This window comes from Paenibacillus sp. J31P190 (assembly GCF_059692075.1).
Window position 1 is genome coordinate 286,165 of the sequence record NZ_JCAUAS010000001.1, and the last position, 13,196, is coordinate 299,360.

Genomic DNA, 13,196 nt, shown 5'->3' on the forward strand with positions numbered 1-13,196 from the left:
CTTACTAGCAGCATGAACAATTTTCTCTGTTATTCGACAAATATCGGCTGAGCGAAAGCCCCGAATCCGCCTTCCAAGTAGACAGCGATGCGGATATAACCTTCATCGCCTTTGACCGTATACTTCACCTGTTTGATTCTTCCTGTTTCCTCCTGAAGTATACGGCCTTCTTTACCGATCAATGTCACATATTTATACATTTTATCATATAATGGGCTTGACCTGAGATCATAAATAATTTGACCGTCTTCTACCCGAATTCCATCAAAGCCATAGCCTGTAGAAACATAAAAGCTGCCCTCACGAATCGCGGTAAGTATTGCTCCATTCGTATTTTCTTCTGTGAGCACCATATTCCAGGCTCGTTTCTCCTGCCCATAGACGTGTGAGTCATCATTTCCGAAGCCCCATACCCTGCGTCCTGCGGACAAAAGGTAATCCCATTTATCGAAAGCGATGTCGTATTCCGGATTTCCATCCCCATTCACAACCTCGATGCCGTTGTACCGCTGCATGCTGAGCATATCCTCATGCCGCCAATAATGGGAGAAAAAACGGTTCGGATGGGCCAATATAGATAGGCCGCCGTTCTCTACACATATATCGGAAAGCCTTTGATAATTGTCAATCGAAAATTCATTGGAATAGCCGTCCATGAGAGATCTCGGAGGGTGGACAAGCAGCATATGCGTTTGCGAACTGCTCACCTCAATGGCTTCAAATACAGTCCCAATCGTGTGCTCACCTTCATGCTCAGTAATCAGATCATGATCGGATATGCCAAGAAAGTCATAATCGTGATACATGCGGTATACCGTTGAAAGCGGATGATGCCCATCACTGTTAGTCGTGTGGTTATGAAAGCTGCCTCGCAGCCAGATGCCTTGTCTGTCATACGGATTTGTTATTGTAGTCACTTACAACCTCTCCTCTTGGGCGTCTATTCTTTGACCGATCCAATCATCGCACCCTTAGCAAAATACTTCTGAATAAAGGGGTAGGCAGCGATAATCGGTGCCACAACCACGATGATTGTCGCCATCTTCAGGGAATCTCCCGTAAGCTGCATACGTTCAAGCATTTGAAATTGCGTCGTACCGGCAGCCTGCATCAGGGATTCCCGAATCGCATCCTGTTTGGTCAACATCTCTTGCAGCAGGGTAGATAAAGGTCTAAGCGAAGCGGTTCGGACAAAAAATGCACCTGTGAACCAATCATTCCAATGAGTTACGGCTGTAAACAATGAGATCGTTGCCAGCACAGGCTTGCTGAGCGGCATGATAATCCGCATAAAAATACCAAAGTCGCTGCAGCCATCCAGCTTTGCTGATTCCTCTAGACTGATGCTAATTTGCTGAAAAAACGTCCGCATGATGATCAAATTCCACGCACTGTATAGTCCTGGAAGGACATAGACCCAGATCGTATTGGTCAAATGCAGACTTTTGAGCAGCATATAATAAGGAATAATGCCGCCAGAGAACAACATCGTAAAAAAGACCATAAGTGTAAAAAATCGCACGCCCGGCATCGTCTTGCTTTTTAGCGTATAGGCAGCCATAGCTGATAAAAAAACGCCTGCAATGGTGCCTAGAGCCGTACGAAATATGGAAATGGCAAATGCTTTGCCGATATTAGCCGATGTAAACACTTCACGATAATTTTCTAACGTCCATACGCGAGGCCAGAAATAGATGCCTCCTCTTTCTGCATCCTTACCTGCATTAAAGGAAAGTGCCAGTATATTCAGAAAAGGCAATATGATGGACAGGCACAGGAGAATAATAAGTGCATAATTAACGAACTTGAATATTTTTTCACCTGCTGAGAGCTTATAAAATTCATTTCCCACGTTAATCTCTCCCCGTACTAAGAAGTGCGCTCCCGCCATGATCTGGGGGAGCGCCCGCTTCCCTACTTATCCATTCATTATTTGAGAATAACCTTCGTTTTAGGATCGCTGTCCTTCTTCTGAAGCAGTTCTTCGAATTTGTCCAAGCCAGCCGCCTGCAATTGCTTTTTCGATGCATCTAGAATTTTTTGCGCTTCATCCAAGCTCTTGGCATAGAAAGCGCGAATGATACTTTCATTGTAGTTCGTTAAGGCTGTTTTTAATTCATTGCCTGTCGCAAACTCATCAATAAATGAAAGCGGACGATAGCCGTCGTTGATGATTGCGTTTTTCTTTTTCTCATCATAGCCCCAGTACTCGGCAACTTTCAGCGGTGTCGCATTGGCTTCCGGTGAAACCGCATCACCATACTGCATTTCGCCGAAATCGCCCAGCCTGTTGATATCCGTACTGCCGAGATAGCTTCCCCAGCCATTCCCTACTCCTTCAAAGCCAAGCTCCTTGGCCGCTTTCGGATCTTTGTTACGAAGCTCCAACACTTCTTTCTTAACCAACGGATTGCCTTTAGCATCCAGCGTAAAGTCTCTTCCCTCTAGACCGTACTGCCAGAGCAGTTTGCCTTCACGACTGGCCAGGAAATCGGCGAATTTGACGACATCCTGCGGATTTTTCGTTGTTTTCGGAATCGACCAGGCCATGTACCCGCTCTTATAGTCAACCGACATCCGGTAGCTTCCATCTATAGAATTAATAGGTCCAAGCGGAAGATAACTCATATCTTTATTGAAGTCCAGATAGCTATGCATATCGCCAATGATACCAAATGAACCGTTAATAGCTCCTTCCGTCGCTTTATTTTCCTGCATCGCGTAATAATCTGGAGCCATTATTTTTTCCTTCAAAAGCTTCTGAACGAACTCAATACGCTTCATCGGATATTCCGTCTTGCTTTCGTGAACAATTTTACCTTCTTTGTTCTTTTCGAAGCCTTGGTCAATCGCTCCCCAGGTCAAATCATTGAACAGTGGGCCATTCTCGTGATTGCTATTGCCCCAGTATCTAGGCCCGAGCGGGATAATCGCTTTGCCGTTTTTATCTTTGAAATTGCCGTCTTTGATCTTCTGAGCCAATTCATACACTTGATCCGTTGTTTTAATCGTTCTAGGATCAACCTTTAACGCTTCGGCAATATCTTTGCGTATGAAAGGACCTCCGACATACTTGCGCTCTTCGTAGCCGCCCTCTCTTTGAACGTTCATATGGACAAAGTAACTGGAGCCGTTAAATTCCGGTCGGAACATAACGCCGTTCTTCGTATCAAGCGGCAAATATTTATCATCCAGATATTTGCTGTATATCTTGGTGCCTTTAATAAGAGGAGTCAGGTCAGTGAACATGTTTTCTTTGGCAGCTTTCAGAATGACTGGCATTTCTTTGCGTCCACTGTTATTGAGATAATAAACGATGAAGTCAGGCAAATCGTTGGAAGCAAGCCCTGCAATCAGGCCGTCAATCGCATGCTCCGAGTTTACACCTTCCATTTGCAACGTAATCCCTGTCATTTCCTTCAGCTTCTTGGCAATCTCCGGATTGATGTCTTTCGTTATATCATCGCTGTCAATAAACAGAAGCCCCTTGATGGTTCGGTCTGCAATCCAAGTTGCGGGCTTGCCGCTGCTGGCTGTGGTTGACGGTGTTGAACTAGCATTGTCCCCTCCACCTGCTGGTTGAGTGGAACTTTCACAACCGGCAAGCAGCAAACTTGCTGCCAAAGGCATGGTAACCCATTTGACCCATTTTTTGCTCATACAATACTCCCCTTATCTTTCAATTTTTATGAATAACACCCGAAGGCGTCCTTCAACAGTTGAAAAGCGGAAATCATGGTAACGTTACCATATTGATTCGTCAAAAAACTTTTTGGAAGCTCGATTAGCCGTTACAACAAGAATCAGTCCAATAACACCCTGCATTAAACCAACAGCAGTCGCATAGCCGTATTGTCCATTTTGAAGGCCTACACGAATGATATAGGTGTCAAGAATATCGGCTAACTCCATATTCCCAGGTGTTCTCATGAGATAAATTTGATCAAATCCCGCCTGCAGAATGCTGCCCAGCGACAAAATAAACAGGATCGAAATCGTTAACCGTATGCCCGGCAAGGTAACGTGCCAGATTTCATGCCATTTATTAGCGCCATCAATCTTAGCGGCTTCATGCAGCTCAGGATTAATACTGGCAATAGCGGCCAAATAAATGATGGAATCCCAGCCTATGCTTTGCCAAATATGGCTTCCAAACATGAGTGGATAAAAGTACTTGCTCTCCATCATGAAGAATGTACTTCCGTCTCCACCGAAGAATCGAATTGCCTCGTTCAGCAGCCCCGTCTCGGGAGCAAGTACCCGCTGCATAAGACCAATGACGATAACCCAGGAAAGAAAATGCGGCAAATAGGATATGCTCTGTGTGATTCCGCGAAATCTTCGGCTTCTGACCTCATTGAACATCAGCGCAAGCAGAATTGGAAAAGGCAGCCCCAGAAATACTTTGATACTGCTGATAATAAGTGTGTTTTTAATCAACTTGCCACTTTGATAGTCGTTAAAAAAAGCTTTGAAATACGTCAACCCCACCCAAGGACTACCAAGGATTCCCTTGTTAAACTGGTAATTCTTAAAGGCTAGCATGAGTCCACCCATCGGGATATACGAAAAAATAACGAAAAATACAATACAGGGAAGGAGCATGAGATATAAGTGCTTATGCTGTAGTATTCTTTTCCCCAGATCAGCATTTTTCTTCTTCACCGCAGCGCCAACTCTAGCTTGCGGTAGATTCGTTTCCATGTTATGACCACCTTCCTAAGGGTTTCTGCAAACTTTTCTGGTATCGATTCCATAATGCACATGAATAAAGAAAATTCTGTTGAATAATCGTATGGTAAGCGTTTTCTGAAATCGCTACCATATACTTCTGCTTTTAGTATAAATCCATAATCTTCATTTGACAATACAAAATTTCATTTAATATTCTTAATTTTCTGTAAATTACAACAGGATCGTCATGCAGCAAAAAAAACAAAAAAGCGCGGAAAACGCGCTTATTCGTGCAGCGCGTAAAGAAAAGAAGAGCCTGATTCATCCGCACTAGGATGAATCAGGCTCTTCTTATTATTTCCCATTCTTTACTTCTTCGAGCATCGACAAATCGACGAATTTACTAAGGTCCAGCTCCTCTTTATTAATGCCCTTAATATAGCGAGCATCGATGGATACCTTCGCCATCTCCTCCATCACCTTGACGTCAACGTCAGTGGTGAGTTTCAAACGGCTCAGCGAGGCTTTGATTAGGCCCTTGTCCATCCCTTTACCGCTATACTTTTTCAGTTGGTTGTTGATGAGATCATAGGCTTGCTCCGGACTGTTCTGGATGAACGCGATGCCATCCCTATTCGCCTTGATCGCACCCTTCACCATATCCCGATGATGCGCAATGAACTTGTCGCTCGCGACCATGATGACCGTCGGATAATCGCCGTTGTTCGGCGGGATCGCTTTCCAATCGACGACGACTTTGCCAAGTCCGGCCTTCTCGATCTGTGTCCCCCATGGCTCGGGGACGAGCGTCGCATCGATCTCCTTCTGGCGGAAGGAGATCAGCGCATCCGACGGGGAGCGCACGATGAGGTGCGCGCTTTCGGCACCTCTGCCCAAGCTCACACCCTCTTGCTGCAGCAGCATGCGCAGCGAGATTTCGTTCGTGTTTCCTTTTGACGGAATCGCGATCGTTTTATCTACTAAATCTTTAACGGTATTAATTCCAGAGCCATTACGCGCAACTAATACTGCGCCGCCGTTATTTGAACCGGAGACGACCCGATAGTTCTTGCTTTTCAAAAAGAAGGTTGTCGCGGGTCCAGGACCAACGAATCCGACATCGATATCCCCTGTCGCCATAGCAATTGATAGGTCAGAGCCGTTATCAAAGGCTGTGACCTCAATCTTAACTTCATTGCCCCATTCCCGGGCGAAATAACCTTTTTCTAGCGCGATGTAGGCCGCAGCGTGCGTTACATTTTTAAACACTCCGACCCTAACAACCTGAGCCTTGCCAGAAGAAGTCAACTTCTCCCCGCATGCACTCAGCACTAAAACAGCGACCAAAAGCAGCATCAGCACCCATGCCTGTTTCCTCATCCGACCCACTCCCTACTCAAGACTTCGAGCCAGCGAGGCCGTAGCGCTCTAGCACTTTATCTTCGAGTTTCTTAAAGCAGAAGTGATCAGAAACCGTGCCCAGTACCGCGATAATAATGACAATACACAGCATCAGTGATGTATCGCCAAGATTTCTTCCGTCCTGTAATAGCTGGCCTAGCCCAGCGCCTTTGGCAATAAGCTCACCGGCAACCAGCGCGCGCCAAGCGAAAGCCCAAGCCGTGCGAACACCATTGATCAAATGCGGGAACGCGGCAGGGATCATGACCTGCACGAATAGATTAAACCCATTGCCCGTCCCCATCGTCTGCGCGGCGCGCAAATAAATAGGCGGGATGTTTTTGATACCGGTGCGGCTGGCCAAGGCCATCGTCCAAGTTGCTCCGAGTGTCGTAATGAAAATAACCGAAGATTCGTTAAGACCGAACCAAATAATAGCAAAAGGCAGCCAAGCAATACTCGGAATGGTCTGCAAAGAAACCACCAGAAATCCAAGTGTATCATCCAGCATTCGGTAACGTGCGAATAGGAACCCAAGGGTTGTACCAATCAGCAAAGACAAAGCAAAGGAAACCAACAACCTCGCCATACTCGCAAATGTCGCTTGGAGCAGTTCGCCATGCACCAGTCCGTCATAGAAGGCTTGCAAGGTTTGGGTCGGCGAAGGGAACTTCCATCCCCATCCGAATATTCTAAATCCCGCCTCCCAAGCTATCAGAAGCAGTACCAGAAAAATCGTTCTTCTTGATGCTGTACTCATCGCCAGTCTCCTCCCTTACCACTTTCTCCAGCTCGTCTGCCAGCGCGTCCATGATCGAATTCTCCACATGATGGAGAACAGTGTCTGCGCTATCCCGAGGTCTCGCCGCTTTCACGGCGAACTCCTTCTTAATGGTCCCGGGGCGCGTGGACATCACGAATACACGATCCGAGAGGATTACGGCTTCACGAATGTTATGGGTAATGAAGAGGATCGTTTTGCGCGTACGCATCCAGATTTCTTCCAGTTCTTTATGCAAAATAAGGCGTGTTTGCTCATCCAAAGCGGCGAACGGCTCGTCCATCAGCAAAATCTCTGGGTCCATGGCAAGCGCACGGGCAATTGCGGCCCGCTGCTTCATCCCGCCCGAAAGCTCATGCGGATAACGATCTGTAAAACGGCTAAGATGCACAGCTTTGATCTGTTCCATCGCCAACTCGTAACGCTCTTTTTTTCCAATACCCTTCTGCTTGAGACCGAAGGCTACATTGTCCAGCACCGTCAACCATGGGAATAGACCATGTTCCTGGAACACGACGACTCGGTCCGCTCCAGCGCCGGTCACCTTTTTCCCATTCACCTGAATAACGCCATCACTCTGCGTATCGAAGCCTGCGACCAAATTCAGCACGGTCGATTTCCCGCATCCGGACGGGCCCAGCAGGGAGACGAACTCCCCCTTTTCAATCGTTAAAGTGATATTATCCAGCGCCTGATAGCTGCCGCCTAATCGCTGAACAAACGTCTTGCTAACGCCTTTAATCTCGATCAAAATGCCTACCTCCACTCGGGCATGTCCCGTCGTTTTTCACCTAAAACAGCATTTTTAACCCTGCCAAGCCAAGTCCTATGATGAATCCGCATATCGCACCGTTGACACGGATCCACTGCAAATCATTGCCGAGCTTATCTTCCATCAACTGAGTCAGCTTTTCGTTCGTCAGCTTATCCAGGTTTTCTTTAACGAGTAGACCGATTTTGCTGTGATTTTGCTCCAAATAAGCAGCGATTTGCTCTTGAATCCAGCTCTCGCCGCGAAGCAGCATATCCTCGTTTTCTTTCACCGAAACCAGCATTTTACGAACCACCGGAACCACATGCTGAGGCACAAAATCGGGCTGATCCACGAAATCCTCTGCCTTCGCCTTTAACCGCTCTAACAGCCCCGATAATTTCTCATCAAGATCAAATAGGCCCGGCAGCTTCGCTTTCAAACCTTCTAGCTCAGCCAAAACCTTTGGATTCCGCTCAAGCTTGTTCAGCTCATTCCGAATAAAGGTAAGAACCGCTTCCCTGCGCGGATGATTCTTCGTTCGCATTTGCTCGATATAGGAAAGAACGAAGTTCTGGATAATGCCTCCGATCTTCTCTTCATTCACCATGCCGATGAACGCATTAACGGCAAATGCCATGAAGCCATTCGATTGCAAACCCTCGAACGCTTTGAGTGCCATAGCGCCCAGCTGATCGCGCGTATCCGCCTTAACGGCCCATGCTTCCACTTTATCGATAACAAAATCAAAGGTTTTGCCGTCATAACCGCCATCAACTATGCTGTCTACAATCGTGCTAACGAGTCGACTCGTATCCACGTCTTGGAGTGCTTTATGAATTTCCTCCGCTAAAAGCGGCGTCAATTTGTCCAGATCAATCGCGTTTAAAGCTTGTTTGGCAAGTGTCGAGAGACCTTTGTGAAGCGCCGCATTGTCCAGATGGCTCTCCGCCAGCTCAAGTCCACGTTCCAGGAAACGAATTTGCTGCAAACGAACACGGATGGTTTCTTTGGAAAGCAGTTCATTTTCAACCGTCGAGACAAGCGCTTTCGTAATCTTCTCACGATTCTTCGGCAATAGGGCCGTATGCGGAATCGGAATGCCAAGAGGGTGACGGAACAGGGCGCTAACCGCAAACCAGTCAGCCAAGCCGCCTACAACGCCAGCCTCAAAACCACCTTGCAAAAAGGTTCCCCATAGGGTTGAAGATACCGGTGTGGGCAGCGTGGCCAGAAAGCCTGCTCCCATAACTCCTAAGGAAACCGTCGCTATATACTTTGCTTCTCTTTTCATTGTCATAACATCTCTTTCTGCTCGAAGTTAATTACTCATTCCTTCTATTTTATCACAAAATGCGACGAAAACCGTTCTCGAACCTTTTTTTGTTGAATACACTTCGTTGATACTAACAAATGAATGTACCTGGCGTAAAGTTTAGTTATAGGAGGAAATTTTCCATGAGCCTAAATGAGACAATAACACCATGGCAGGAGCATTTATTCTGGGTCGAAATTTTACAGGATCATGCCATCTTTGTGGATGAAGCGCTCGCGAATGAAGAGGTACAATGGATCACGATAGCCAAGCGTTACATCGGTGCTTTTACAGAACTGCGGAACCGCATTTTGAAAACAGACCCAGCACTGCCTGTCTCTTCGGAAACGATGATTCAGCTCTCTAAAGATATTTACCCTGTTGTTCAAGGATATTATCAATTCGAGGGTTATTTGCAGCATCTGCGCATTCAAAATAAAATCGTTGTCTCCTTAACTCCCGTCTATTTCAATGGGACCCTTTTGGAAAACGGAGAGTATATACGCATTCTGCATTATTGGATGAATGGAGTCCCTTATGAGCCCCTTCCGCTCGTTACGCTGGTGGAAATGTGGCTTGAGGATCAGCTCGGTCACGCTGTACTTCTTGCCAATCATTTGGACCCAACAGAAATGGAGCTAATCAAAACCACACAGCTATTCGCTCAACAATTCAGCGCCCACATCGTCAAAAACACTGAAATCCGCGGCTTCCTCCGGTTCACAGCGCCTAATTTCCCTATCCAGCAAAAGTTCGCGCGGCAGGTGGCCGAAACCGTCATCCGTTTTTACCATGTCGTCGAGGGTGTCATTCGGGATTACAAGGAAACCGAACTGCTCAGCCGGTTGACACTACGGTTCCTTGAGCATCATTTACCCGAATCGTGCTATTTCCTCCGCAAGTTGTCGGAGTATAATGGGGAGATTTTGGGGCTGCCGGATTGTCCGCTGACGAAGCCGTCTTTTGAATGATGACTGGTAGGGGGAACGATCTTACAGCTCAATTCTCCCCAGCCCAATCAAACCTTTATAACCGAAAGTGAAGCGAAGTTGCACTTATACAACAATTTGTCCCTGAAGGTGAGGATATCCACTCCAGTGTTGTATAACGTGCAGCAATTCCCTTCAAATCGGGCATTTTTGAAACAAATTAGAACAAATTGTTGTACAGCGTACAACAGTTTTCATTTGGAACCTGAAATCCCAAAATATGTTGTATGCTGTACAACAATCTTATCTGCAACCGTGAAAAGATCAGCCTATCTCACCAAAAAAAGAGCCATCATTGGCTCTTTTTTGTTTGCTATCTCTCGCCTTCCCACTCCGCGTAAAACTGTTCGAGGTACTGCTCCATGAAGCGGTGCCGCTCCTCGGCCAGCTGCCGGGCGTAGGTTGTGTTCATTAGCTCCTTCAATTTCAGGAGCTTCTCGTAGAAGTGATTAATCGCGGTATCTTTCCCCGCGCGATACTCGGCCTCCGTCATATGTTCACGCGCCATGACGGTAGGATCGTGAATCGGGCGGCCTTTCCAGCCCGAATAAGCGAATACGCGCGAGATGCCTACCGCGCCTATCGCATCCAACCGGTCGGCATCCTGCACGACCTGACCTTCCAGCGTGCGCATTGGCGGACGCTCGCCGCCCTTGAACGACATCGTGCTGATGATCTCCAGCACGTGCTGCACTTGCTCCGCTGGCGTGCCGCTAGCAGCGAGCCACGCCGCAAGCTCGCGCTGCGCAGCGGCTGGATCGGCGTTCAGCTTCTCGTCGACGACGTCGTGAAGCAGCGCCGCAAGCTCGCAGACGAAGCCGTCAGCCCCCTCCTGGGCAGCGATGCGCTTCGTCGTCTGCACGACGCGATAGATGTGCCACCAGTCGTGGCCGCTGCTATCGCGCTCCAGCTTCTCCTTCACGAGCGCTTCTGCTGCGAGCAGAATTCCCTCTGTCTTCGTTTGTTCCCCGTCATGCTGCTTCATTTCTTCTTTCTCCTTTTTCCTTCGGCAGACTTTCCTTCACTAGACTTGCCCTCCAAAGCTCCCGTCGGTTGCAGGTCCATCCCCTTCACCTCGGTGTACTTCTGAATAATTTTCTTGAAGTTCTTGCCATATTTATCTTCCAGCTTAGCGCCCATATCCTGCTGCAGCTCGTGGATCACCATATCACGTAAGAAATTGTTCAGCAGCAGCTCCACCATCGCTGGATGCTCTGTTATCATCGCCAGAGCCGGCTCATCGCCGCCTCGTGTACCGACAATTGCCAGCTTGCGGTCGATCAGCAGTGTAAATTTCCGCCCATTACGCTTCTGCCAACCCTCCTCGCGTCCATGCTGGAATTGATGAACCCCGTTCGGCAGCTCCGCTTCGCCAATCGTCGAAACCAGCAATCGCACGCCTTGCGCTGGCACTAGTCGAAGAGCTTCCTTCAGCAGCAGCGCTTCTTCTGACCATAGCTCACAGAGCGCCTCTTCCTTCGCCTTTTTCAGCTCAGTTCGTATACGCTCTATGACCTTAACGTCTCCCTCCAAGCTGAAGTACTCCGAGCGATGCGCATCCTGCTTCGGCATATGCGCTTTCACATAGCGGATCGAGGCTTGCAGCTCCGCTTCAATCCGCTCGCCGATCTCTTCGATCGGCACGCTCTGATAATGCGTGTGCTCACCGTGACTGGTGAGCACAGCCCCCTTCTCCGCGAGCTTCTGCAGCGCGGAGTAGACGTTCGAGCGCGAAACGCCAAGCTGCTTGGCGATTTCGTAGCCGGTCTGCGTGCCGCTTTCGGCGAGCACGTGCAGGCACTTGGCTTCAAGGTCCGTGAAGCCGAGATTTTTTAAATGCAGATGAACATCCTCCATGCCAGCTCCCCTTTTCATCAACCCGTTATGAATTCTTGATCAATATTGTAACATGATTTTTCACTTCAAGTTGTAGACTTCTGCTTCCTATCCAGTACATTAGCTGAACTCGGTGCAAGATTCGCAGCTTCATCAGATACTATGCGCAGCTTATAAAAAGGACCGGATTGCGTCAAAAGCATAATCCGATCCTTTTTCTACTAGAATCCTACAAAGTCTCAACTTCTGCAATCTCAATATAATCCATACTTTTCAACTCATCATACACTTCCGAAGCATATTTCCTATCTATAAACACGATGAAATTCAGCTCTTGCTGCTCCTGGTTCAGCTCTTTAATATGTACGCTTTTCATCTTGTAACCTTTGGCAATGATCGCTTTGATAATCGTAGTTAAGTTGCCGTCATGGGAGACGACGAGCCTCACGCGCAGATCCTTCATGATAAGGGGTCTTGGGCCCATTTTCTTAATATAATAAGGCAAAACTACAACGCTAATCATGATAAGCAGGAGTCCAAAAAACGCTTCTACAAAAAAGCCTGCCCCCACCGCAATCCCAAGTCCGGCCGCCCCCCAGATCATTGCAGCCGTCGTTAATCCGATAATGACATCATTGTGTTTGCGAAGGATGACCCCAGCCCCAAGAAAACCGATTCCGCTAACGACTTGCGCAGCTAGACGCATGGGGTCCATCACGTGCAATCCCATAACGGCATATTTATTGGCCGATTCGATGGATACGATCGTCAGCAAGCAGCTGCTTAAGCAAATGACTAAAGAAGTCTTGAGTCCGAGCGGCTTATTCCTGATTTCCCGTTCCAGACCAATAATGAGACCAAATATAGCTGATATCCCTAATTTCATTAAAATGTGCCAATCCACGGAAAGTATCATAGTTGTTGACTCCTCTTTATTAAGTAAGCTTTACAATATCTTAACATTACTTTGGAGTAAATGACCATTTGTTAATTACAATGACCGAGATAGCCGTGGAAAACGCGCTTTCGGCTGGCGACGTCGGAATATAGAGCCCGAGAAGTCGGTTTCCGTGCTTTCGGCTGGCGTCAACCAAAGGTAAGCGCGGTTTCCGCGCCTATCTCCAGCCTATACCGTGGCGACGCCGAAATATGGAGGCTGAGAAGCCCGTTTCCACGCTTTCGGCGGGTCTAAGTAAAGGAGCTCAGACGAATAAGCACGAATTACGCGCTTTCGACAAGTGTAACAAAAAGAGGCTGTCCCATTAAGTAGATAAATCTACTTGTGGACAGCCCCTCAAGGTTTTTGGGACATTCGAATCGGTATTCCAAACGAAATCCTTACTTCCATTGGATTTTTCCAATGGAATCGACTCTCAGGCTTCGAAATTCGTAGTTCTATTGGAATAACTCCAATTGAACTGACTTTTAAGGCGCCAAATCACTATTTCC

General features: G+C 47.5%; 12 protein-coding genes. 1 reads left to right on the plus strand and 11 read right to left on the minus strand.

Annotated features, from left to right (window positions below):
- Positions 1 to 29: 29 nt before the first annotated feature.
- The 8 genes from AC58U0_RS01230 to AC58U0_RS01265 all read right to left on the minus strand — a co-directional run bounded on the left by AC58U0_RS01230 (position 30) and on the right by AC58U0_RS01265 (position 8,901).
- Positions 30 to 917 carry a CehA/McbA family metallohydrolase domain-containing protein gene (locus tag AC58U0_RS01230; RefSeq protein ID WP_497377183.1) on the minus strand — a complete coding sequence of 296 codons (888 nt, stop codon included), beginning with the start codon at positions 915 to 917 and terminating at the stop codon, positions 30 to 32.
- 23 nt (positions 918 to 940) lie between these two features.
- A complete protein-coding gene (locus tag AC58U0_RS01235; protein WP_497377185.1) occupies positions 941 to 1,852 on the minus strand; it encodes a carbohydrate ABC transporter permease in 912 nt (303 codons plus the stop codon).
- A 77-nt stretch (positions 1,853 to 1,929) separates the two neighbouring features.
- A complete protein-coding gene (locus AC58U0_RS01240; protein ID WP_497377187.1) occupies positions 1,930 to 3,660 on the minus strand; it encodes an extracellular solute-binding protein in 1,731 nt (576 codons plus the stop codon).
- Between the two features lie 84 nt (positions 3,661 to 3,744).
- Entirely contained in the window at positions 3,745 to 4,704 is a 960-nt protein-coding gene (locus AC58U0_RS01245; RefSeq protein ID WP_307438608.1) for an ABC transporter permease, read from the minus strand.
- Between the two features lie 324 nt (positions 4,705 to 5,028).
- Positions 5,029 to 6,054: an ABC transporter substrate-binding protein gene (locus AC58U0_RS01250; protein WP_497377189.1), complete on the minus strand. Its 1,026-nt coding sequence runs from the start codon at positions 6,052 to 6,054 to the stop codon at positions 5,029 to 5,031.
- Positions 6,055 to 6,070: 16 nt separating this feature from the next.
- A complete protein-coding gene (locus tag AC58U0_RS01255) occupies positions 6,071 to 6,835 on the minus strand; it encodes an ABC transporter permease (RefSeq protein WP_060645840.1) in 765 nt (254 codons plus the stop codon).
- The gene (locus AC58U0_RS01260) at positions 6,768 to 7,607 is read right to left on the minus strand and encodes an ABC transporter ATP-binding protein (protein ID WP_057302509.1); all 840 of its coding nucleotides are present in this window, start codon (positions 7,605 to 7,607) and stop codon (positions 6,768 to 6,770) included. Before AC58U0_RS01260 ends, AC58U0_RS01255 begins: the two co-directional genes overlap by 68 nt.
- A gap of 40 nt (positions 7,608 to 7,647) precedes the next feature.
- The gene (locus tag AC58U0_RS01265) at positions 7,648 to 8,901 is read right to left on the minus strand and encodes a DUF445 domain-containing protein (protein WP_497377191.1); all 1,254 of its coding nucleotides are present in this window, start codon (positions 8,899 to 8,901) and stop codon (positions 7,648 to 7,650) included.
- A 164-nt stretch (positions 8,902 to 9,065) separates the two neighbouring features.
- Here AC58U0_RS01265 and AC58U0_RS01270 point away from each other — a divergent pair, with 164 nt between their 5' ends.
- A complete protein-coding gene (locus AC58U0_RS01270; RefSeq protein WP_497377192.1) occupies positions 9,066 to 9,893 on the plus strand; it encodes a DUF2935 domain-containing protein in 828 nt (275 codons plus the stop codon).
- Positions 9,894 to 10,224: 331 nt separating this feature from the next.
- Here the strand turns inward: AC58U0_RS01270 and AC58U0_RS01275 are convergent, their stop codons facing one another.
- From AC58U0_RS01275 to AC58U0_RS01285, 3 genes are all read right to left on the minus strand, one after another.
- Entirely contained in the window at positions 10,225 to 10,896 is a 672-nt protein-coding gene (locus AC58U0_RS01275; protein WP_497377193.1) for an HD domain-containing protein, read from the minus strand.
- Entirely contained in the window at positions 10,893 to 11,786 is an 894-nt protein-coding gene (locus AC58U0_RS01280; protein ID WP_497377673.1) for a TrmB family transcriptional regulator, read from the minus strand. The genes AC58U0_RS01275 and AC58U0_RS01280 overlap by 4 nt, the downstream gene beginning before the upstream one ends.
- 190 nt (positions 11,787 to 11,976) lie before the next feature.
- A complete protein-coding gene (locus AC58U0_RS01285; RefSeq protein WP_497377194.1) occupies positions 11,977 to 12,663 on the minus strand; it encodes an MgtC/SapB family protein in 687 nt (228 codons plus the stop codon).
- Positions 12,664 to 13,196 lie beyond the last annotated feature (533 nt).